Genomic DNA, 21,180 nt, shown 5'->3' on the forward strand with positions numbered 1-21,180 from the left:
CGCGACGGCGGGCCGCGCGTCCTAGTTGGCGGCGGTGAGCGTCCGCAGGGAGTGCTCGACCAGAGTGATCATCACTTCCTTGGCCGAGGCCCTGCGCCGCACGTCGCACAGCATCACGGGAACGTCGTCGTCGAGGTCGAGCGCGATGCGCACGTCGTCCACGCTGTGCTGGGACGCGCCGTCGAAGCAGTTGACGGCCACCACGAACGGCGTGCCGCGCTGCTCGAAGTAGTCCACCGACGGGAAGCAGTCGGTCAGCCGCCGGGTGTCGGCGATGACGACCGCGCCCAGCGCGCCGTAGGACAGCTCGTCCCACATGAACCAGAACCGTTCCTGGCCGGGGGTGCCGAACAGGTAGACGACCAGTCCGTCGCGGATCGTGATGCGGCCGAAGTCCATCGCCACGGTGGTGGTGGTCTTGGCCTCCACGCCGTCGAGGTCGTCGACCCCGATCCCGCGGTCGGAGAGCACCTCTTCCGTGCGCAGCGGCTTGATCTCGCTGATCGACCCGACCAGGGTGGTCTTGCCGACGCCGAACCCGCCCGCGATGAGGATCTTCAGCGCGACGGGGTCCTCAGAGAGCACGGAGTCCATTGATCACTTCCTTGAGAATGCGCTCATTCGAACGCGACCCCGTTGCCGAGGGCGACGTCACCGAGATGAGGCCGTGGTCACGCATGTCGCCGAGCAGCACCCGGACGACGCCTACGGGCAGGTCGAGCTCGACGGCCAGGTCGGCCACCGAGATCGGGCTCCGCGCCGCCCGCAGGATGAGCTGCTGTTCCGGCCCGAGGTCGTCCGCCTGGTCGGCGAGCGCGCGCACGGACGCGACGAGGTCGAAGGCGTCTCCCGACGAGCGCGTCCGGCCTCGGATGAGGGCGAAGGGCCGGACGACGGGCCCGGCCTCCTCGTCGTACCAGCGGGGGGCGTCGGTCATGCCGTTCCCGCGCGCGGGTTGGTGGTGATGTGCTGGCCCACCCGCTTGACCAGCATCGCCATCTCGTACGCGATGTGCCCGACGTCGACGTTCGCCTCGGCGATCACGGCCAGGCAGGTGCCCTGGCCGGCCGCGGTGACGAACAGGAACGCGCTCTCCATCTCCACGATGGTCTGGCGCACGTCGCCGCCGCCGAAATGGCGCCCGGTGCCGCGGGCCAGGCTCTGGAAGCCCGCGGCCACGGCCGACAGGTGCTCGGCGTCCTCGCGGGTCAATCCCTTGGAGTACCCGACGGCCAGGCCGTCGGTGGAAAGGATGACCGCCTGGCGGACGGCGGCGACCCTGCCTGCCAGGTCGTCGAGCAGCCAGTTCAGCTCACCGGTGTTGGTGGTTTGCGCAGTCATGCGTCCCCCTTGCTCATGGGCTCCTCCTCGGAGGCTTCTTCTCGGGCACGTTGGGTTCCCCGCTGGAACGCGGAGAACAGATCGCGTACCTCGTCGGGAGAGCGTTCGGCCTGCGGCTCCGGCTCCGGCGGTTCTTCCTTCAGCTGCGGCGCCAGGTTCGCCTGGCGCACGCGCCTGGGCAGTCCGGCGTGGGTGCCCGAGGTGACCACCGCGAGGGCCTTCTTCGTCCGGCTCGGCAGCTCCGCCGGCCGGCCGTCGTCGTCACCGGAGGCCAGCGCGGCCTGGTCGGCGACCAGCGAGCGCGGCACGAGCACGATGGCCGCGGTGCCGCCGTAGGGCGAGCGGCGGAGCTGGACCTTGAGGCCGTGGCGTTCGGCCAGCCTGGCCACCACGAACAGGCCCAGCCGGTCGCTGTCGGCCAGGTCGAACTCGGGCGGGGCGGACAGCAGCTTGTTGATCGCGGCGTACTCGACGGCCGACAGGCCGAGCCCCTTGTCCTCGATCTCGATGGCGTAGCCGTTGCTGACCACGTCGCCGCGGATCTGGACGACGGTGTCCGGCGGTGAATAGATGGTGGCGTTCTCGATGAGCTCGGCCACGAGGTGCGTGAGGTCGGCCGCGGAGCCGCCGTCGAACGCGCTGACCGGCATGGCCTCGACGTTGACCCTCGTGTAGTCCTCGACCTCGGCGACCGCGGCCCGGACGATGTCGATCACCGGCACCGGCCTGCGCCAGGCCCGCGCCGGGGGCGCGCCCGACAGGATCATCAGGCTCTCGGCGTGCCGCCGCATGCGGGTGGTCAGGTGGTCGAGGCGGAAGAGCTCCTCCAGCCGGTCGGGGTCGTGCGTGCGGCGCTGCATGCCGTCGAGCAGCCCGAGCTGCCGGTGCAGCAGGCCCTGCTTGCGCCTGGCGAGGTTGAGGAAGACCTGTCCGACCCCGCGGCGCAGCGCGGCCTGCCCGACGGCCGCCGTCACCGCCGTGCGCTGCACGGACGCGAAGGCCCGGCCCACGTCGGTGATCTCCGCCGATCCGCTCACCCTGATGGCCTTGGCCTCCTTCCGAACGTCAACGTCCTCGCCCTTGCGCAGCCTGTCCACGACGTCGGGCAGGCGCACCTCCGCCAGCTCGATCGCGGCGGTGCGCAGCCCGTACAGCTCGCCCGCCAGGCGGCGACCGAAGCGTACAGAGATGATGATCGACGCGAGCACGGCTATCAACCCGAGGCCGCCCGCGACGGCGATCTCGACGACCGTGCCGGTCGCGGCCCGCGAGGTCCGGCCGGCCAGCGTCTTGGCCGCGGCGGCGCTGTCGCGGTCCAGTTCGGTGGTGAGCCGGTCCACCGCGCTCTTCCACGCCTCGGCGTCGGCGGGCGGCGAGCCGGTCTTGACGACCCTGGACTCCAGCGCGGAGAAGGTCAGGAACGGCTGGGACGCGAACACCTGCTCGAACGGCCTGCGCAGCGGCACGTCGAGCCCGGCCAGCCCGCGGGCGTGCAGGAACTTCCTGGAGGCCGCGTACTCGGTGAAGGCGGCCCGCTCGGGCTCGGTCAGCCGCTTGTCCACCAGCGCGCCGACGATGAGGGCGTGCTCCCTGGCGATGTACTCCCGGGCGCTGCCCATGGCGTGCAGGGAGGTGGCCTGCTGGAAGACGGTCAGGTCGGAGACGGAGATCAGGTGGTCGTAGAGGGCGAAGACGGCGTCGAGCACCTGGTTGTAGGCGTCCACGCCGGCCAGGCGGGAGCTGATGCCGTCGTCGATGTCGGCGCGGATGGAGCCGAGCCGGTCGAGGTGGGCGGTCAGGGCGTCGAGCGGCGTCCGCAGGTCGTCGCCGACCGCGTCGCCCGCCTCGGTGACGGCGTGCGCGAAGTCGGCGGCCGCCTTGTCCGTACGGGCCCGCTGCGCGCCCAGGACCTCGGTGAGTTCACGGGTAGTGAGCGCCTCGGCGGAGCGCACCCGTTCGGACTGGAGCTGAACGCCCAGGTCGGTGGAGGTGACGCCGAGTGTTTCGTAGAGCGTGTCGGCCCGGAGGAGTGACTGTGCGTCGCCCATGGTCAGGTTGAGGACGAAACCCCACAGCGCGCTGAGAGACAGGAGGGGTAGCAGCAGCAATAAAAAGATCTTGAACCGAATTGACCGGTTTCGCGAGCCCATGTCCCAACCTCGAGTCGGGGGCATTTCCACACCTTGTGTAAATACACCTCCGGAAGATCGCACAGGAGACTAGCATCGTTTATGGTTCCGGCGCAGTGGGAGGAACAGGATGATTACCGTGATTATTGGGGCATGATCTCGGTCTCCCGGCGGGCCGCGCGCAGCACCCGCCAGAGCCACCCCAGCGCGACCAGCGAGATCACGATGAGTCCGGCCCAGTTCACCAGCGTGTACACGTGCACCTGCCCTTCGGTCACGTGCGGCACGCGGCCGATCCGCAGCAGCTCGAACTGCCACGGCCGCCCGGTCAGCACCAGCGTGATCGCGATGGCGATGGCGCTCATCGAGTCCCACAGCGCGTGCAGCAGTGAGACGCCGAGGTAGCACCACACGACGTGCCCGGTGAGGCGTCCGTGGGCGGCGAACAGCACGCCGCCGAGTATCGCGGTCCACAGGCCGTGGCCCACCGGCGCCAGGATGCCCCGCAGGATCTCGGTCTCGACGAGCTGCGCCAGCGACAGGCCGTCGGCGGTGAACAGGGCGTTGAAGGCGTAGCCGGAGCTCTCGAAGGCGGCGAAGCCGAAGCCGACCGTCGCGCCGAGCACCACGCCGTCCCTGGACGAGCGGCGGACCGCGTGCCGGGTGACGTACATCAGCGCGGCCAGCTTCACGCCCTCCTCGATCAGGCCGACCAGCGCGTACATGAGGAACGAGGGCCGGATCAGCCAGCTCTCCAGCAGCGACGCGCCGAGCACCCCGAGCACGCCGCCGACCACGAACGCCCGGAACTGCAGCTCCACCGTGACCACCGGCGAGCGGTCGCGCCCGTGCGCCCACACCACGAACGTCACCGGGATCAGGAAGCTGCCGAACAGCACGACGGTCGGCACCAGGTTGGAGTTGGCCGTCCAGGCCGTGACGGCGACCGTGGCCAGCCACAGGACCAGTCCGCCGAGGAAGACCCGCAGCCAGGGCCTCATGCGGTGAGCTCGCGCACGGCCCGGTGCGCGGCCACCACGGCCGCGTCGCCGCCGGCCGCCGGTTCGGTGTCCGACCCGGCGATGGCGATGCGGCCGAACCTCCTGCGGGCGACATCGGCGGGGAAGGGGCCGTCGGGGTAGAAGGGGTGCCAGGGCCTGCAGTACGCCACGGGCAGCCCGTGCCCCCAGCGGTGGACGGTGACCGCCTCGACGCCGGCCCGGGGGCCCAGCAGCCGGGCCACCTGGTCGCGCACGCCGTCCGCCAGCCGGTCGTACGGCGTCGCCATCATCTCCCGCCGGCCCGCCGCCGCCCCCGCGACGGGCCCGAGCTCCGACCGGCACGGCGTGGCCAGCAGGCGCAGCCCCTCGGGCGCGGGCTCGGTCAGGCACCAGAACGCGCCCGTCCAGCGGGTGCGCCCGATCCGCGCCCGGCCCCCGCGCAGCCGCACGCTCGCCTCCAGGACCGGCAGCCGGGCCGCCTGGCCCAACGCCCGCCGCTGCTGCTCGGGCAGGTCGGGCACCAGGTGCGGCACGTCCGCGCTCCAGCAGGCCATGATCACCGACTCCGCGCCGACGGTCCTGACCCGATGCCCGTCGAAGTACGCGACCACCACGGACGCGTCCCCGTGCCGGACCGAGACCACCGGGCTGGACGGCCGCAGCACCGCCCGCGCGGCACCGGGCGGGCTCCCGGTCGCGGGCCCGGCCGCCGAGGCGTACCGCGAGGGCTTGTCCAGCCCCAGGCCGCCGAACCCCGGGTAGCCGGCGGCCCAGGCGTCCACCGCCCCGAGCGCCCGGCCGTCGTAGGCCCGTTCGGCGCACGGCAGCGTCCGGCAGAACCGTTCCGCGTCGGGATGCGCGCCGCAGACCTCCAGCAGGAACCGGGAGTAGGTCAGCCCGGCCAGGCGCTCCTGCTTGTCCTCCTGCGACAGCCCGGGGAACCAGTCGGGCGGGTCGTCGCGCAGCATGCGCAGGTCGTCGACGGCCCGCGCGGCGAGCGGCAGCTCCTCCGGCCGGCCGGCCGGGACCAGCGTGTCGGCGCCGAAGCTCTCCCTGTCGCACATCACATGTACGGCCGGCCCCGCGCCGAACCCCGCAGGTCCGCCGTGCTCGCCGGGGTCGCGGTTGTCCAGCACGAGCACGCGGGCCCGCGGCTCCCGGCGCAGCCACTCCGCCGCCGCGCTGAGACCGCTGCGACCGCCGCCCACGACCACGAGGTCGTAGCTCTCGCCGGTGGGCTCGGGCGGGCCCGCGTGCCGCCAGAAGCGGCCGTCGCGCAGCGCGTGCGGCACCGCGACCGCCTGCGCGGTGTCCCCGCGCAGCCCTCCGGCCGGTTCCGCGGCGTTGACAACGGCCTTCGCCGCCGAGCAGCCCAGAGCGCTCACCGCAATCCCGTCGAACAAGTCACGGCGGGAAATGGGCACATCCATCCCGAGGTCGCGCGGATTCCTGCTCATGAGGGCGATCATCAGCACTTCGGCCAAAAGCCCCACAGGGGCGCGCAGCGGTTCGAGAAACATTTTGCGTGGCCTATTACCGCGAATGCCCGTTTGGAGTAGCGTCCGGAATGGACGCGAGCGGGGGGAGCGCGGTGGTCGGCAAGCAGGGCAGGGTCACCGGGAAGATCGGCCCAGGGCTCGTCGGCGAGGTCATGATCCCGGTCAGGGGCGGGGTGGAGGCCTTCTACGCCCACCCCAGCGTGCCCGACGAGGAGTTCGGCCTCGCAACCATCGTGGTCGTGGTGGACTACTTCCCCCCGCGGACGGTTTACGTGGCCAGAGCACTCGTCTAGGGAGGGCCGGTTGTCCCCCGAGGTCTTCATCGTCGCCGGAGCCGCGGTCGTCGCGGTCGTCATCGTGATTCTGCTGTTCAAAGCCGTCTGGCGGGTCGCCGAGCCCAACGAGGCGCTGATCATCTCCGGTCTGGGGGCGCGCCGCAGGGGCGAGGGCGTCGACAGCCTGGGCTTCAAGATCATCACGGGCAAGGGCGCGGCCGTGCTGCCCGGCTTCCAGGCCGCCCGGCGGCTGCGCCTGGACACCAGGGCGGCCAATCTCCAGGTCTCCTGCGTCACCCAGCAGGGCATCCCCGTGCACATCCGCGGCGTGGTCATCTACAAGGTCGGCGACGACCTGTCCTCGATCGCCAACGCCGCCCGCCGCTTCCTCGACCAGCAGGACTTCATGACCAGCGCGATCCACGAGCTGTTCACCGGGCACCTGCGCTCGATCATCGGCAACCTCACCATCGAGGACCTGATACTCAACCGCGAACGCCTGACCAGCGAGACCAGGGCCTCGGCGGCCGACGAGATGAGCAAGCTCGGGCTGATCGTCGACTCGCTGCAGATCCAGGAGATCGACGACGAGACCGGCTACATCGCCAACCTCGGCAAGCCGCACGCCGCCAGGGTCGCCGCCGTCGCCCGCATCGCCCAGGCCCAGCGCGACCAGGAGGCCACCGAGGCCGAGCAGATCGCCGAGGCCAACAAGGCCGCCGCCCAGCGCGACGCGCAGCTCAAGCGGGCCGCCTACCAGGCCGAGATCGACCGGGCGCAGGCCACGACCCGGCAGGCGGGGCCGCTGTCGGAGGCCACCGCCCGGCAGGAGGTCGTCGTCCAGGAGACCCGGGCGGCCGAGTTGGAGGCCCAGCTCGCCGAGCAGCGGCTCCAGTCGCAGGTGCGCAAGCCCGCCGACGCCAAGGCGTACGAGACCGTCACGCTCGCGCAGGCCGACCGGGACGCCCGGATCGCCCAGGCCCAGGCCGAGGCACAGGAGACCGAGCTGCGCGCCGGGGCCCAGGCGAGCCAGGTCAAGCTGGCCGCCGCCGCCGAGGCCGAGTCCGTACGGCTGCGCGGCGAGGCGGCCGGTGCGGCCACCAAGATCGCGGGCGAGGCGGAGGCCCAGGCCGCCCAGGCGCGCGGGCTGGCCGAGGCGCAGGCGGCCAGGGCGCTGGGCCTGGCCGAGGCCGAGGCGATCAGGGCGCGGGCCGAGGCGCTGAAGGAGAACCAGGAGGCGGTCATCGCCCAGCAGCTCGCCGAGCGCTGGCCGGAGGTCGTCGAGGCGGGCGCGAAGGCGTTCGGGAACGTGGACCACATGGTGGTGCTGAACGGCGCCCAGGGCGTGGAGGAGCTGCTGGCCAAGGCGCTCACGCTCGGCGGCACCGGGATCGGCCTGGCCAGGGCGCTGCTCGACGGCGGAAGCCGGAACGGCGCCGAACCCGAAGCCCCGCGCGGACCCAGAACCTCTCGCGAGCCTGAAGTCCCGCGCGAGCCCAAAACCACTCGCGAGCCTGAAATTCCTCGCGAACCTGCCGAATTCCGTGAATAGCGACGTTACTCGGCTCCTTACTCGGCCCTTCCTCTAGCGTTTTCGAAAAAGCCGCTAGAGCAAGGGGAGAATTCGTGCTTAAGGCTATTTCGGGGGTATGTCTGAGCATGATGGTCGTCGCCGGATGTTCCGCCGGCGAGGCCGACAATCAGGCCGCCGGGTCGGCGCAGCCCGCCGCGTCCTCCTCGGCGGTGGAGGCGGCCCGGCTGCGCGCCGCCCTGTTGCCCGTGCCCAAGGGCATGCGCATCGCGTACGGGCCGGAGATGGGGGCGTTCGGCTCGCTCAAGTCCACCCAGGAGGGGCTGGCCGCCATCCAGCAGGCCAAGCTGGAACGTCCGGAGTGCGCAGGGGCCGCCCAGCTCGACGCGGCCAAGCCGGAGGTCGCCAAGGCGCCCGCCGCCGTCATCGCCTTCTCCGCCGCGCGCGGCTCGATCACGCAGGCCGTCGTGTCGATGCCGTCGGCGTCCATGCCGGCGCCGCTGCCGCCGCAGTGCGCCCTGTACAAGGCCACCGTCGAGGGCGCGGACGTGACCTACCGCACCGCCAAGCTGGCCATGCCGGCCAGGGGCGACGAGTCGCGGGCCTACCTGACGACGGCCTCCGGCGGCGACAAGCGCGCCCAGATCGGGTCGGTCGTGATCAGGCGGGCCCATCTGATCATGAGCATGCTCGTCGTCGGCGAGAAGGTGAAGGCGGCCGGCCTGTACGAGCTCGCCCGCCTGGCCGACCAGAACCTGGCCCGCGTCACCCGCTGAGGCTCAGATGAGCACGTGGTCGTCCGGGCGGCCGACGAAGGAGAACTGCGCGTTGCGGGTCAGCTTGATGTGGTCGGCCTGCCAGGTGTGCATCGAGGCGTCGGCGCTGCGCCAGTAGACGAAGTTGAACCGGTCGGCCGAGTAGATCTTGACGGAGTCCTCCTTCAGCCGGCGTACCAGCTGCGTGTCCTCCCCCCGCGTGATGTCCGCGAAGCCGTACGAGCGGAACATGTCCGCCTTGCCGAGGAACGTGCCGCCCTGGACGAGGAAGGAGTACCGGTGCTCCAGGCCGGGCAGCCGGAGCATGGTGGTGTTGCTGCCCTCGAAGTACGCGTAGTGCGCCCCCTTGCCGACCAGCTCGGCGTCGGAGTAGTCGAACGCGCGCACCAGGTCCGACAGGTAGTGCTCGCCGTAGAGGTTGTCGTCGTCCATCTTGGCGATCAGGTCGCCCTCGGCGGCCGCGATGCCCAGGTTCATGCAGGCGCCGAGCGTCAGCTCCGGGGCGGCGGGCAGGACGACGACGTCCGTGATGCCGGCCATCCGCGCCTTGTCGGCGACCACCACCGGGTCGATGTCCAGCCCGTGCAGGACCATGACGAGCTGCAGCGGCCGGTGGAGCTGCCGGGCCACCGACGAGATCGCATGCTCGATCTGCGCGGCCCGGTTGGTCGGCAGCACGACCGAGATCGAGCGCGACCGGGGCGTGGTCGCCTGGCCGAGGTTCTGCAGGATCTGGTCCACCCGGTGCGAGAACAGGTGCTTGTCGAAGACCTCCCGCATCGCCAGGTGGCCCATCCTGGCCCGCAGCTCGGGGCTGTTGATCAGATGCAGCACCTGGTTGTACGACTCGACCGGCTCACGCGCGATCGGCACCAGCTCGCCGAACGTCTCCTCGATCGCCCGCGACCACCCCGACACCACCGGGGTCGCGCACGCCGACAGCTCGAAGACGCGGCGGGCGCACATGGTCGGCGAGTCGAGCACCGAGTTGACGTTGAGGAAGACCTTGTACATCCGGTACGCGGCCAGCATCTGGTCGTAGGGCAGCTCGCCCACGATGTGCGGGCGGTACTTCTCCGGCCAGGCGTACTTCTCGTCCACCTCGCCGTTACGGGCGAAGATGTGCAGGCCCAGCTCGCGCACCGGGTCGAGGACGACCTCCATCTGCTCGCGCCGCTCGGGGTGCTTGTCGCGGAAGTACATGCCGGCGAACACCACGTCGTGCAGCCGGCCCTGCTTCTGCTGGATCGGGTTGTGCACCCGCGGCTGGGCGGCGAACTGCAGCACATCGACCCGGTCGTGGCCGAGCACCTCGCGGTACTTCGGCACCATGTCGCCGTCGCAGGTGAACACGTGGTCGAACAGCTTGGCCGTGTCGATGAAGAAGTCGAAGTTCGGCGGGTCCTCCTTGTTCCAGAAGACCGTGGGGATGCCCTCGGAACGGCACCAGGCGACCAGGTCGCGCAGCGGCTCCTTGGGGGCGTTCGTGCCGGTCATCTGGTAGCGCCAGCGGCCCTGGTTGCCGTGCCAGGCGGACTCGCAGAACAGCAGGTCGGGGCGCTTTTCGGCGAAGATCTCGGGCCAGTCCTTGAGGCCGAACTCGATCTGGTCCCACTCGTACCTGAAGGCCATCCTGGAGAAGTCGTCCAGGATGACCGCCACCTTGAGGTCGGGCCGGTTGACCGGGCCGAGCGGCCACTTCGCCGTCGGCACCTCGACCAGCGGAGGGCGGTGGCTGGCGAGCTCGACCGCCTCGGTGACCGGCATGGGCGGCTTGGGCGCCTTGTCCTTCGACCTGACCGCCTCGACGATCCTCCCCGGGCTCTTCGAGCCCAGGGCCTCGCCCAGCTTGAACGTGCGCTTGGCCTGGGTGGCCTCCAGCTTCCAGCCGGCGTACGCGGCCTTGGCCTCGGCGATCTCCAGCCGCCGCCGCAGCTCCCTGACCTCGGCCTCGTACCGCTCGATGAGCTTGCGCTCCTCGGGCAGCCAGTTGACGGGTCCCAGTCGCTGGAACGCGGGGGGCTCAGGGTTTTCGGCCATGGTGATACGCCTATCGCTCAGCGGAGGTATGTCATAGTACGGCGGATTCAGCCGCTATTCGGGGCGTTTGGCCTGGGAAGCGGGGGCCAGGTTGTCGCCCTTCAGCCACGCCGCGATCACCGTCGCGATGCGCGGACCGGCCTTGCCGTCCCACAGCACCGGCAGCTCGCCGGCCGGCGTGGCGGCGCCGTCGGCCAGCGCCTTCTCCGCCGCGGCGGGCAGCAGCGCGGGCGTGACCAGGCGGTTCGTGCCGTGCGTGATCGTGATCGGCCGCTCGGTGTTGGGCCGCAGCGTCAGGCAGGGGACGCCCAGCATGGTCGTCTCCTCCTGAACGCCGCCGGAGTCGGTGACGACCAGCGCCGCGCCCCGGACGAGTGAGAGGAAGTCCACATAACCCAGCGGCTCGATGACCTTGATCGTGTCGCCGTCCACCAGACCGGCCTCGGCCAGCCGAGCCTTGCCGCGCGGGTGCACCGGCACCACGACCGGCGTCCGCCGCGACACCTCCAGCACCGCCTCGACCAGCTCCCTGGCGGCCTCGGCGGTGTCCACGTTGGCCGGGCGGTGCAGGGTCGCCACGGCGTACCGGGCCGGCAGGCCGAGCCGCGCCACCACCGGCGCCGGGTCCAGCGAGGGCAGCGCGGCGAACAGGCTGTCGATCATCGGGTTGCCCACCAGGTGCACCTTCGCGGGCGGCACGCCCTCCGAGGCCAGATAGGCGAGCGCCTCGGGCGAGGTGACGAACAGCAGGTCGGCCAGCGCGTCGGTGACGACCCGGTTGACCTCCTCGGGCATGCCCCGGTCGAACGAGCGCAGCCCGGCCTCGACGTGCGCCGTCCTGATGCCCAGCTTGGCGGCGACCAGGATCGCGGCCAGCGTCGAGTTCACGTCGCCGTAGACCACGACGAGGTCGGGCTCCTGGGCGACGAAGACGTCCTCCAGGCCCACGAGCAGGGCCGCGGTCTGCCTGGCGTGCGTGCCGGAGCCCACCGCCAGGTTGGCCACCGGCTCGGGCAGGCCGAGATCGGCGAAGAAGACGTCCGACATCAGCGCGTCGTAGTGCTGACCGGTGTGGATGATGCCCTGCCGCACGCCGAGTTCACCGAGTGCACGCACCACCGGGGCCGCTTTCACGAAATTGGGACGAGCACCCAAAACGTGCAGGACCAGGGGGTTCTCCCTCATTGACCTCGCCTTTCATAGCGGAAGGGAAAAAACGCTGCCTATGGTACGGTCCCAGCGTGGCATCCGACGCCAGTCGTCAAGACTCCTCCAAGGTTTCCGCGAAGTCCGCCCGGGCCGGCGTCGGGGGACTTCTCAAAGGCTTCGTCCAGCACCCCGTCATCGTTTCCCGCGTCGTCGTGACCAAGGTCAAATCCGACCCCGTCCGCGTGGCGCAGGCCGCCGCCGACGCGCTCCCGCCCAAGCTGCGCCCGATCGTCGGCAGCGTGGCCTGGCCGGCCGCCCGCGGGGCCCGGCGCATGGTCCGCAAGCTCGGCATGCGCATGATCAAGGCGCCGTGGAACGAGGCGAAGGCCCACTGGGACGCCGGCCGGGTCTCCCAGGCCGCCGAAGTGCTCGACGCGTACACCAAATACCCCTTCGTCAAGCGCAGGGCCGCCTACTACCGCGGTGAGCTGGCCGCCATCAGCCCCGACCCGATCCCGCCGGGACCGAAGGTCGCCATCGCCGGGCGCGTCGAGGGCCGCGTGCTGCACCTGGTCACCAACGCGCTGCCGTACACGCAGGCCGGTTACACCGTGCGCACCCACCGGATCGTCACCTCCCAGAAGGCGGCCGGGCTCGACCCGCACGTCGTGACGAGCTGGGGCTGGCCCATGCTCCAGGGGCACGCCGACGCGCCCGCGCAGGAGGAGATCGACGGCATCCCGTACTACCGCCTGCTGCCCGACGGGCACGGCGAGGTGCCGTTCGAGATGCGCGGCCGCATGGTCAAGGGCGCCGAGGGCGTCACCCGGCTGGTCGAGCAGCTGCGCCCGCAGGTCCTGCACGCCGCCACCGACCACCGCAACGGCTCGGTCGCGCACGCCGTCCGCGACCGGACGGGCACCCCGTTCGTCTACGAGGTGCGCGGCTTCCTGGAGGAGACGTGGGCCTCCCGCGACCCCATCCGGGTCGGCAGCCAGCGGCACGTGCTCCAGCGCGAGCGCGAGGCGTTCCTCATGCGCGAGGCCGACGCGGTCGTCACGCTGGCCGAGACGATGGCCACCGAGATCGTCGAGCGCGGCGTGCCCAGGGAACGCATCCACCTGGCGCCCAACGCCGTCGACGACACCCTGCTGTCGGCCCACTACGACGGCGCCTCGTTCCGTGACGCGTACGGCATCGCCCCCGGCGAGATCGTGGTCGGCTCGGTGTCCAGCATCGTGGCCTACGAGGGCTTCGCGACCCTGCTGCGCGCCGCCGCGCTGCTGCGCGACGACCGCACGCCGGTGCGGGTGCTCATCGTCGGCGACGGCGCCGAGCGGGAGAACCTGCTCGCCCTGGTCGAGGAGCTGGGGCTGCGCGACGCCGTCCTGCCCGGCCGGGTCGGCCCCGACGAGGCGCTGCAGGCCCAGGACGCCATCGACATCTTCGCCTGCCCGCGTGAGGACCTGCGGGTATGCCGGCTCGTCACGCCCCTGAAGCCGGTCGAGGCGATGGCGCTCGGCAAGCCGGTGGTGCTCAGCGATCTGCCCGCGCTCTCCGAGCTCGTCGGCTCCGACGGGGCCGGTCTGCTGGTGCCAGCCGGCGACCCGGCCGAGCTGGCCAAGGCGATCGCCGGCCTGCGCGAGGACCCGGCCAGACGGGCGGAGATGGGCGAGGCCGGACGCGCCGAAGTCGCCGCGAAGCGGACCTGGAGCCGCGTTGCCGAGACTTATCAAGCTCTATACCGATCGCTTGCCGAAAGATGACCTCCACGTTGCCTGTACGTTGTGACGGGTTCGGTCGCATTAGGCGTGAGCTAGGTGGACTTGAGATAACCTTTGCGACCATGAAGTGTTGTTTCCGGCTCTCGAAGGCACTGCTGTGACAGAAATCGACTTGGCTGTCATCGGCCTGGGCTACGTCGGTATGCCGCTTGCGAAGGAAGCGGTTGCCGCCGGGCTGCGGGTCGTCGGCGTGGACGTCGACCCCCGGAAGGTCGACGCGCTCAACGCCGGGCAGTCCTACATCGATGACCTGACCGACGCTGACCTCGATCACATGCTGGCGAACGGATTCAGCGCGACGCTGGACGAGTCCGTGCTGGCCAGAAGCAACACGATCGTCATCTGCGTACCCACCCCGCTGGACGAGGACCACCGTCCCGACCTGTCCGCGGTCGAGGGCGCGACCAAGGCCGTCGCCCGCAACCTCAGCAAGGGCACGCTCGTCGTGCTCGAATCCACCACCTGGCCCGGCACCACCGACGAGGTGGCCCGCCCGCTGCTGGAGCAGTCGGGCCTGGCCGCCGGCGTGGACTTCCACCTGGCCTTCTCGCCCGAGCGCATCGACCCGGGCAACCCGAAGTTCGGGCTCAAGAACACCCCGAAGGTCGTGGGCGGCTACACGCCGGTCTGCCGCGACCGGGCGACGGCGTTCTACAAGCAGTTCATCGAGCAGGTGGTGCCGGTCAGCGGCACCCGCGAGGCCGAGATGGCCAAGCTGCTGGAGAACACCTACCGGCACGTCAACATCGCCCTCGTCAACGAGATGGCGATCTTCTGCGACGAGCTCGGCATCAACCTGTGGGAGTCGATCGAGGCCGCGGCCACCAAGCCGTTCGGCTTCCAGAAGTTCCTGCCGGGGCCGGGCGTCGGCGGTCACTGCATCCCCGTGGACCCCTCGTACCTGTCCTACACCGTGCGCAAGCTCGGCTACCCGTTCAGGTTCGTGGAGCTGGCCCAGGAGATCAACGAGCGCATGCCGTCCTACGTGGTGGCGCGCGTCCAGCGATTGCTGAACAGACACAAGAAGCCCGTGAACGGCGCCCGAGTGGTTATGCTCGGCGTCACGTACAAACCGGATATCGCCGACGAACGGGAAACTCCGGCTCTGCCTGTGGCGCGTGCGCTGCTGGAACTGGGGGCCGACCTCTCGTTCGCCGATCCGTACGTCAAGGAGTGGTCGGTCGACGGCACTCCGGTGCCACGGGAAGAGGATCTGACCGAGGCCGTGGTCAACGCCGACGTGACGCTGCTGCTGCAGCAGCACGCCGCGTTCGATCTGGCCATGGTCGAGGCGAAGGCCAAGCTCGTGCTGGACACCCGCGGTGTGCTCACCGAGGGTGAACGCGTCGAGCGGCTGTAGCGACGGAGGGCTGCGCGCAGTGCACGTGCTCGTCATGACGGTGGTGCATAACCCCGAGGACGCGAGAATTCTGCATCGGCAGATCCGTGCCCTCGTGGATGCCGGTCATGAGGTCACGTATGCCGCCTCCTTCTCGGCGCACGGGGTCGTACCGCGTCCATGGGTCAACGGCGTCGATCTGCCCAGGGCCGCCCAGCGGAAACGCGTGGCGGCCGTCTGGGCCGCCCGGCGGCTGTTCAAGCGCATGCGGAACAAGGTCGACCTGGTCCTGATCCACGACCCGGAGCTGCTGTTCGCGGTCTGGGGCGTGCGCAACCGGCCGCCGGTGGTCTGGGACGTGCACGAGGACACCCCGGCGACGTTGTCGCTCAAGCCGTGGCTGCCCTCGTTCCTGCGCCCTCCGGTGCGCTTCTTCGCCCGCATGCTGGAGGGCACGGCCGAGCGGCACATGCACCTGCTGCTGGCCGAGACCGCCTACGCGGGCCGGTTCAAGCACGCCCATCTGATCGTGCCGAACGAGACCTGGGTACCGGACTCGGTGACGCCTCCGGGCGACGACCGGGTGGTCTACCTCGGGTGGTTGTCGCGGGCGCGCGGCGTGTTCGAGGCCGTCGAGGTGGCCAAGCTGCTGCAGCCGTACCGGGTGACGGTGGAGCTGATCGGGTACGCCGATCCGCAGAGCCGTCCGATGCTCAACCAGGCCGTCGCCGACGGCCTGCTGGAGTGGCGTGACTTCATGCCCAACGACGAGGCGCTCAAGCGGCTCGACGGGGCGCTGGCCGGGCTGTCGCTGCTGCACGACGAGCCCAACTACCGGCACTCGATGCCCACCAAGATCGTGGAGTACATGGCGCACGGCATCCCGGTCATCACGACGCCGTCGCCGCGCGCGGTCGAGCTGGTGGAGCGGTACGACAGCGGCGTCGTCGTGCCCTGGGAGGACCCGAAGGCCGTCGCGCAGGCGGTGCTGACGCTGCGGGACGACGTGCGCGAGCGGCGGGCGCAGGGCGCTCGCGGGTACGCCGCGGCCCGCGCGAACCACCACTGGCCGAACTCGGCCAAGCGGTTCGTGACCCAGCTTGAGGCATGGGCCGGGATCACGCGATAGCGGTTTATCTCCGGCAGATCACGAGAGCGGTAGGTTCCTGAACGTGCGATGGCTCTTCCTGCTCGTGGGCGCAGCCGTCCTGGCCGTGGTCGCGGTGGTGATCATCCTCTTCCCGTCGTCGTCCGAGCGGCCGGTCGCGTCCTCGTCGAGCACGCCGAAGCCGTCCAGGACCGTATCGACGCCGCCGCCGCCGAAGGTCAAGGAGTTCACCGACCCCTGCGGCACGTTCGACACCACGACCAAGAACTTCTACGCCGTCACCGGCTACTGGATCACGCCGAAGTCGAACCCGTGCACCTGGCGTCACCAGCTCCAGGAGATCCACCGCGCCGGCGGCGACACGATCATCAGGATCGGGTACGGCCTGCAGTTCCGCAGCGTCTCCGACGACACCGGCGAGGTGCTGGCGAAGGACGGGACGCTCGACCCGCTGTACAAGGCGTGCGAAGAGGACGGCCTGAGCTGCCACGACGCGGCCGAACGGGACCTGCGCAAGGCCAACCCCGGCAACCGGATCGGGCGCACGTACGTCTACCGCACCGACGAGGCGTTCGGCGGCGACCTGTTCCGCTGCCCCAAGATGGAACACGCCGTCAAGGCCGGCGACCGCATCTACTACCGCATGGTCGCCCCTCCGGACGGCTCCGACGACGCCACCTGCGACTTCACCAAGAAGGCCACGTCGTACGACCTGATCCTGGTGGCCGGCTCGGCCAAGGACAGCCTGGCCGAGCTGCTCGACCTGGCCGACCAGTTCAGCATGCGGGTCTTCCCCGCGCTGCCGCTCGCCCCGCGCGACTCCGAGACGCCGACCAGGGCGAACAAGCGGCACATCGGCACCCTCACCACACTGACCCGGCGCATTCTCCAGGACTACGGCGTGCGCTTCGCCGACCGGCAGGCCCTGGGTGGCGTCTACCAGCCGTTCGAGGTTCAGATGGGGGCCACGCTGGCCACCAACCCCACCCTTGAGGTGTACGCCGACCAGCACCGGATCGTGGAGCAGGAGCTGGGCAAGCCGATCCTGATCAGCCCGTACCTGGACGCGCGCAAGCGGGTCGGCTTCGGCCAGACGCCGGCGCAGGTGGCCGAGGCGTTCAAGGCGCTGGCCCGGACCGGCGTCGGCATCATCGCCCCGCAGGACAGCCGGGGGACCGGCAAGGTCGGCCTGTTCTGGCCGGACGAGCGCGACACCGAGGTGGACGACCGGCTGCGTCCGGTGGTCGGCGAGGCCACGTACGGCACCGCGTACCACGGCTCGACCCGCGACTACTACCGGGAGATGGCCAAGGCCCGCGACGAGATGCTCCAGGCCGGTCACGAGGTGGAGCTGTGGGCGAACGTGGAGGCGTTCGAGCCGTCCGGCAAGCAGCCGTGCGCACCGCAAGGCACCCGCGGCCAGACGGACAAGAAGCGCCTCGACCAGGCCGTCACGATGGCCGGCCGGTACGTCCAGAAGATCGTCTCCTACATGTGGAGCGACTTCATGACCTGCGGCGACCCCTCGCTCCAGGACGAGATCGCCGGCGACTGGCAGCGCCCGATCGCCGTGGACGCCATCAGGCGGCCCCGCGACCCCCAGGACGGCGTCGAGGTGCGCGGCTACAACCTGGACGGCAGCACCGTGCTCGTCGAATGGTCCGGCGGCACCAAGGAACTGGTGGTCGCGGCCGTCGGCTGGCTGGACAAGGACCCGCTGGACGAGCACCCGGCCCGGATGGCGACGGCCTGGGTGCCGTTCGACTGGACCCAGGTGCCGCCCGGGGAATGGGTCAAGATAGGGATCAAGGGGGCGTCCGGCAAGGAGGCCACGACGCCCCTCCACGTACGCATATCCGCATAGGGCAGACGGGACTCCGTGTAACGTGCCGTCCATGGTCCCGAGCATCCCGGTCAGCGTCGACCTGGTCGTGCTCACCGTGCGCAACCATGCGCTCAGCGCCCTGGTGTGGCGGCGCGACAACCCGCCGTTCATGCGCCGCTGGTCGCTGCCGGGCGGCTTCATCCAGCTCGACGAGGACCTGCCGGCCGCCGCCCACCGCATCCTGGCCGAGCGGGCCGGGCTCCCGGGCGCCCCGGTGCACCTGGAGCAGCTCCAGACGTACGGATACCCCGACCGCGACCCGCGCCAGCGCGTGCTGAGCGTCGCCTACCTGGGCCTGGCCCCCGACCTGCCGGCCTCGGAGAAGGCGCACATGAGCTGGCAGCCGGTCGAGGCGCTGTCCGTCATGGCCTTCGACCACCGCCGCATCATGCTCGACGGCGTCGACCGCGCCCGCGCCAAGCTGGAGTACACGTCCCTGGGGGCGGCCTTCTGCCCGCCGGAGTTCACCGTCGCGGACCTGCGCCGGGTGTACGAGATCGTCTGGGGGCGTCCTCTCGATCCCCGCAACTTCCATCGGAAGGTCACCAAGGCGGAGGGCTTCCTGGTGGAGACGGGCGCCACCACCACCAGAGACGGCGGCCGCCCCGCCAAGCTCTTCCGCCGCGGCCCCGCCGAACTCCTCCACCCGCCCATGCTCCAGGAGTGACCATCCCGAACGACCTCATCGACGTCATCGAGACCCCTCGCCTGTCGCTCGTGCCCCTGCGGGTCGAGCACGCCGCGGAGATGGCGGCGGTGCTCGCCGACCCGCGCCTGCACGAGTTCGTCGGCGGCGCCCCCGCCACCGAGCAGGAGCTGCGCGCCCGCTACGAACGCCTGGCCGCGGGCCCGCCCGGGTGGCGCAACTGGGTGCTCCGCCTGCGTGCCGACGGCCGGCTGACCGGCTACGTGCAGGCGACCGTCGAGGCGGGCACGGCCGAGATCGCCTGGGTGGTCGGGGTGCCCTGGCAGGGCCGCGGCCTGGCCGCCGAGGCCGCCGGCGCCCTGGTCTCCTGGTGCGACGCCCACGACATCGGCACGGTCGTCGCCCACATCCACCCCGGCCACGCGGCCTCCGCCGCGGTCGCCGCCCACGCCGGCCTCCACCCCACCGACCTCGTGCACGACGGCGAGACGCGCTGGGAACGCGTCCGGCCGTGAGCCCTCTCGACGTGCGGGGGCTGGCGGATGCTTCATCGGGCGTGGCCTTTTAAGGTAGTTCTATGCCTCGTTTCCGCCACATCCTGGACACCATGCCCCCCTACAAGCCGGGCAAGGCCGTGGTCTCCGCCGACGGCCGGTCGTACAAGCTCTCCTCGAACGAATCCCCCTACGACCCGCTGCCCTCCGTGGTCGAGGCCGTCGCCGAGGGCGCCCGGCAGATCAACCGCTATCCCGACCCCGGCGCCGTCGGCCTGACCGAGGCCATCGCCGAGCGGTACGACGTGCCGTTCGAGCACATCGCGCTGGGCGCGGGCTCGGTCACGGTGGCCCAGCAGCTGTTCGAGACGGTCGGCGAGCCCGGCGTCGAGGTCGTCTACGCGTGGCGGTCGTTCGAGGCGTACCCGTTGCTGGCGGACCTGTCGGGGGTCACGTCCGTCCAGGTGCCGCTGGCCGGCGAGGACCACGACCTGGACGCCATGGCCGAGGCGATCACCGACCGCACCCGCATGGTCTTCGTGTGCAACCCCAACAACCCCACCGGCACCGCGATCCGCCGCGACGCCCTGGTGTCCTTCCTCGACCGCGTGCCGGAGAACGTGCTCGTGGTGCTGGACGAGGCCTACCGCGAGTACGTCCGCGACGAGGACGTCCCCGACGGCCTGACGCTCTACCGCGACCGGCCGAACGTCTGCGTGCTGCGCACCTTCTCCAAGGCGTACGGGCTGGCGGGCCTGCGGGTCGGCTACCTGATCGGGCACGAGCCCGTGGCGGCGGCCGTCCGCAAGACGATCATCCCGTTCGCCGTCAACCACCTCGCGCAGGTCGCCGCCATCGCCTCGCTGAAGGCCGAGGACGAGCTGCTGGAGCGGGTCGAGCGGGTGGTCAAGGAGCGCGGCCGGGTCCGCGAGTCGCTGATCGAGCAGGGCTGGACGGTGCCGCCGACCGAGGCGAACTTCGTCTGGCTGCGGCTCGGCGAGCGCACCCTCGACTTCGCCGCCGCCTGCGCGGTGGAGGGCGTGGCCGTACGGCCGTTCGCGGGCGAGGGGGCCCGGGTGTCCATCGGCGACCCCGAGGCCAACGACGCCTTCCTCGCCGCCGCCAAGGAGTTCCGCGGTTAGGCGCTGACCTCTTCCGCGAGGGTCGCGGTCCTGGCTTTGGCGCGTCGTTCGGTGGAGACCACCAGGGCGACGCCCACCAGGATCACCGCCCCGCCGGCGATGATCTGCGGGGTCACGTGCTCGTTCACGACCAGCACGCCGAGGAGCACGGCGACGACCGGGTTCACGTAGGCGTACGTGGAGACCAGCGAGATCGGCGCGTTCCCCAGCAGCCAGGTGTAGGCGGTGAAGCCGACCAGCGAGCCGACCAGCACCAGGTAGGCCAGCGCCGCCCAGGAACGTCCGGAGACCGCCGCCAGGTCGAGCCGTTCGCCGAGCACCGTGCCGGTCACGGCCAGGCCGGCGCCGCCGACCAGCATCTCGATCGAGCTGGCCGCGAAGGGGTTGGCGGGCATGGGGATGCGCGCCGACAGGAACGAGCCGACCGACCACGACAACGAGGCCACCAGGATCACCACGATCCCGGTGGTGTCCACCGACTGGCCGCCGGTCAGCGACAACGCCGCGACGCCGGCGAACCCGACGAGCACGCCGGCCAGCGTCAGCACGGCCGGCCGGTCCCTGACCAGGATCCGGAACACGACGAGCCAGAGCGGCACCGAGGCCACGAGCAGCGCGGCCAGGCCGCTGGAGATGTGCTGCTCGGCCACGGCGACCATGCCGTTGCCGCTGGTCAGCAGGAGCAGGCCGACCAGCCCGGCCCCGCAGGCCTGCCGCCACGACACCCGGAACGGCTCCAGGCCCTTCCTGATCAGCAGGAAGCCGCCGAGCAGCAGCGCGGCCGTCACGAATCGCAGCGCGCCGCTCAGCATGGGGGGCATGGTCTCGATGGCGATCCTGATGCCGAGGTAGGTCGAGCCCCACACCACGTACACGATCGCCAGGGCGCTCCAGACGAGGACGGGAGCCCGGCTGTCAGTGGTGTTCGCACTCATGGGTCATGACTTTATCGGGCGACCACGACAAAGTACCTGCGGGTATCGGACTTAGGGATTTGGCACGATATTAGCGACAGGCGGCTTTCGTGCCACTGTTGAGCGG

At 70.9% G+C, this 21,180-nt stretch carries 19 protein-coding genes; 10 read left to right on the forward strand and 9 right to left on the reverse strand.

All coding sequences use genetic code 11. The annotated features are described in order from the left end of the window. Positions 1–21: 21 nt before the first annotated feature. The 6 genes from ACFYUV_RS37600 to ACFYUV_RS37625 all read right to left on the reverse strand — a co-directional run bounded on the left by ACFYUV_RS37600 (position 22) and on the right by ACFYUV_RS37625 (position 5,856). Complete coding sequence (locus tag ACFYUV_RS37600) at positions 22–594, reverse strand: ATP/GTP-binding protein (RefSeq protein ID WP_352318064.1); 573 nt, start codon at positions 592–594, stop codon at positions 22–24. Then, the gene (locus tag ACFYUV_RS37605; RefSeq protein ID WP_352357593.1) at positions 575–937 is read right to left on the reverse strand and encodes a DUF742 domain-containing protein; all 363 of its coding nucleotides are present in this window, start codon (positions 935–937) and stop codon (positions 575–577) included. The genes ACFYUV_RS37600 and ACFYUV_RS37605 overlap by 20 nt, the downstream gene beginning before the upstream one ends. Beyond that, the gene (locus ACFYUV_RS37610) at positions 934–1,341 is read right to left on the reverse strand and encodes a roadblock/LC7 domain-containing protein (RefSeq protein ID WP_352318060.1); all 408 of its coding nucleotides are present in this window, start codon (positions 1,339–1,341) and stop codon (positions 934–936) included. The genes ACFYUV_RS37605 and ACFYUV_RS37610 overlap by 4 nt, the downstream gene beginning before the upstream one ends. After that, positions 1,338–3,449: a nitrate- and nitrite sensing domain-containing protein gene (locus ACFYUV_RS37615; protein WP_387677543.1), complete on the reverse strand. Its 2,112-nt coding sequence runs from the start codon at positions 3,447–3,449 to the stop codon at positions 1,338–1,340. The genes ACFYUV_RS37610 and ACFYUV_RS37615 overlap by 4 nt, the downstream gene beginning before the upstream one ends. Before the next feature lie 164 nt (positions 3,450–3,613). Next, on the reverse strand, positions 3,614–4,471 hold the full coding sequence (locus tag ACFYUV_RS37620) for a PrsW family intramembrane metalloprotease (protein ID WP_387677545.1): 858 nt from the start codon (positions 4,469–4,471) through the stop codon (positions 3,614–3,616). Then, complete coding sequence (locus tag ACFYUV_RS37625) at positions 4,468–5,856, reverse strand: hypothetical protein (RefSeq protein WP_387677547.1); 1,389 nt, start codon at positions 5,854–5,856, stop codon at positions 4,468–4,470. The genes ACFYUV_RS37620 and ACFYUV_RS37625 overlap by 4 nt, the downstream gene beginning before the upstream one ends. A 182-nt stretch (positions 5,857–6,038) precedes the next feature. On the opposite strand from ACFYUV_RS37625, the gene ACFYUV_RS37630 reads away from it, so the two are divergent. The 3 genes from ACFYUV_RS37630 to ACFYUV_RS37640 all read left to right on the forward strand — a co-directional run bounded on the left by ACFYUV_RS37630 (position 6,039) and on the right by ACFYUV_RS37640 (position 8,552). After that, positions 6,039–6,263 (forward strand): hypothetical protein, encoded by a 225-nt coding sequence (locus ACFYUV_RS37630; protein WP_364327704.1) that lies wholly within the window; start codon positions 6,039–6,041, stop codon positions 6,261–6,263. A 10-nt stretch (positions 6,264–6,273) separates the two neighbouring features. Continuing rightward, positions 6,274–7,797 carry an SPFH domain-containing protein gene (locus ACFYUV_RS37635; RefSeq protein ID WP_387677550.1) on the forward strand — a complete coding sequence of 508 codons (1,524 nt, stop codon included), beginning with the start codon at positions 6,274–6,276 and terminating at the stop codon, positions 7,795–7,797. 107 nt (positions 7,798–7,904) lie between these two features. Continuing rightward, positions 7,905–8,552 (forward strand): hypothetical protein, encoded by a 648-nt coding sequence (locus ACFYUV_RS37640; RefSeq protein WP_387677553.1) that lies wholly within the window; start codon positions 7,905–7,907, stop codon positions 8,550–8,552. A 3-nt stretch (positions 8,553–8,555) separates the two neighbouring features. Here ACFYUV_RS37640 and ACFYUV_RS37645 read toward each other — a convergent pair whose 3' ends face one another. Further along, positions 8,556–10,592, reverse strand: a complete 2,037-nt coding sequence (locus ACFYUV_RS37645) for a glycosyltransferase (RefSeq protein WP_387677556.1) — start codon at positions 10,590–10,592, stop codon at positions 8,556–8,558. A gap of 54 nt (positions 10,593–10,646) precedes the next feature. Beyond that, the gene (gene wecB, locus ACFYUV_RS37650; RefSeq protein WP_358290661.1) at positions 10,647–11,777 is read right to left on the reverse strand and encodes a non-hydrolyzing UDP-N-acetylglucosamine 2-epimerase; all 1,131 of its coding nucleotides are present in this window, start codon (positions 11,775–11,777) and stop codon (positions 10,647–10,649) included. 176 nt (positions 11,778–11,953) lie between these two features. On the opposite strand from wecB, the gene ACFYUV_RS37655 reads away from it, so the two are divergent. The 7 genes from ACFYUV_RS37655 to hisC all read left to right on the forward strand — a co-directional run bounded on the left by ACFYUV_RS37655 (position 11,954) and on the right by hisC (position 20,139). Beyond that, a complete protein-coding gene (locus ACFYUV_RS37655) occupies positions 11,954–13,507 on the forward strand; it encodes a glycosyltransferase family 4 protein (protein WP_387677560.1) in 1,554 nt (517 codons plus the stop codon). Between the two features lie 115 nt (positions 13,508–13,622). Then, positions 13,623–14,885 (forward strand): nucleotide sugar dehydrogenase, encoded by a 1,263-nt coding sequence (locus tag ACFYUV_RS37660; protein ID WP_352357573.1) that lies wholly within the window; start codon positions 13,623–13,625, stop codon positions 14,883–14,885. A 19-nt stretch (positions 14,886–14,904) separates the two neighbouring features. After that, positions 14,905–15,993, forward strand: a complete 1,089-nt coding sequence (locus ACFYUV_RS37665; protein WP_358290655.1) for a glycosyltransferase — start codon at positions 14,905–14,907, stop codon at positions 15,991–15,993. Between the two features lie 43 nt (positions 15,994–16,036). Then, positions 16,037–17,836, forward strand: a complete 1,800-nt coding sequence (locus ACFYUV_RS37670; protein ID WP_358290652.1) for a DUF4434 domain-containing protein — start codon at positions 16,037–16,039, stop codon at positions 17,834–17,836. Positions 17,837–17,867: 31 nt separating this feature from the next. Continuing rightward, positions 17,868–18,524 (forward strand): NUDIX domain-containing protein, encoded by a 657-nt coding sequence (locus ACFYUV_RS37675; RefSeq protein WP_387677565.1) that lies wholly within the window; start codon positions 17,868–17,870, stop codon positions 18,522–18,524. After that, positions 18,521–19,018, forward strand: coding sequence for a GNAT family N-acetyltransferase (locus ACFYUV_RS37680; protein ID WP_387677568.1), 498 nt, complete (start codon positions 18,521–18,523; stop codon positions 19,016–19,018). The genes ACFYUV_RS37675 and ACFYUV_RS37680 overlap by 4 nt, the downstream gene beginning before the upstream one ends. A gap of 62 nt (positions 19,019–19,080) precedes the next feature. Beyond that, a complete protein-coding gene (gene hisC, locus ACFYUV_RS37685; RefSeq protein ID WP_358290644.1) occupies positions 19,081–20,139 on the forward strand; it encodes a histidinol-phosphate transaminase in 1,059 nt (352 codons plus the stop codon). On the opposite strand, the gene ACFYUV_RS37690 is transcribed toward hisC, so the two are convergent. Further along, positions 20,136–21,074: an EamA family transporter gene (locus ACFYUV_RS37690; protein ID WP_387677571.1), complete on the reverse strand. Its 939-nt coding sequence runs from the start codon at positions 21,072–21,074 to the stop codon at positions 20,136–20,138. The genes hisC and ACFYUV_RS37690 overlap by 4 nt on opposite strands. Positions 21,075–21,180: the final 106 nt, after the last annotated feature.

This window comes from Nonomuraea sp. NPDC003560, from assembly GCF_042878785.1.
Taxonomy (GTDB): Bacteria; Actinomycetota; Actinomycetes; order Streptosporangiales; family Streptosporangiaceae; genus Nonomuraea.

Bases quoted from the DNA above. Each gene is read 5' to 3' on its own strand.
- ACFYUV_RS37600 (WP_352318064.1), bottom strand. From the start codon at position 594: ATGGACTCCGTGCTCTCTGAGGACCCCGTCGCGCTGAAGATCCTCATC.
- ACFYUV_RS37605 (WP_352357593.1), bottom strand. From the start codon at position 937: ATGACCGACGCCCCCCGCTGGTACGACGAGGAGGCCGGGCCCGTCGTC.
- ACFYUV_RS37610 (WP_352318060.1), bottom strand. From the start codon at position 1,341: ATGACTGCGCAAACCACCAACACCGGTGAGCTGAACTGGCTGCTCGAC.
- ACFYUV_RS37620 (WP_387677545.1), bottom strand. From the start codon at position 4,471: ATGAGGCCCTGGCTGCGGGTCTTCCTCGGCGGACTGGTCCTGTGGCTG.
- ACFYUV_RS37630 (WP_364327704.1), top strand. From the start codon at position 6,039: ATGGACGCGAGCGGGGGGAGCGCGGTGGTCGGCAAGCAGGGCAGGGTC.
- ACFYUV_RS37640 (WP_387677553.1), top strand. From the start codon at position 7,905: ATGATGGTCGTCGCCGGATGTTCCGCCGGCGAGGCCGACAATCAGGCC.
- ACFYUV_RS37645 (WP_387677556.1), bottom strand. From the start codon at position 10,592: ATGGCCGAAAACCCTGAGCCCCCCGCGTTCCAGCGACTGGGACCCGTC.
- wecB (WP_358290661.1), bottom strand. From the start codon at position 11,777: ATGAGGGAGAACCCCCTGGTCCTGCACGTTTTGGGTGCTCGTCCCAAT.
- ACFYUV_RS37675 (WP_387677565.1), top strand. From the start codon at position 17,868: ATGGTCCCGAGCATCCCGGTCAGCGTCGACCTGGTCGTGCTCACCGTG.
- hisC (WP_358290644.1), top strand. From the start codon at position 19,081: ATGCCTCGTTTCCGCCACATCCTGGACACCATGCCCCCCTACAAGCCG.
- ACFYUV_RS37690 (WP_387677571.1), bottom strand. From the start codon at position 21,074: ATGAGTGCGAACACCACTGACAGCCGGGCTCCCGTCCTCGTCTGGAGC.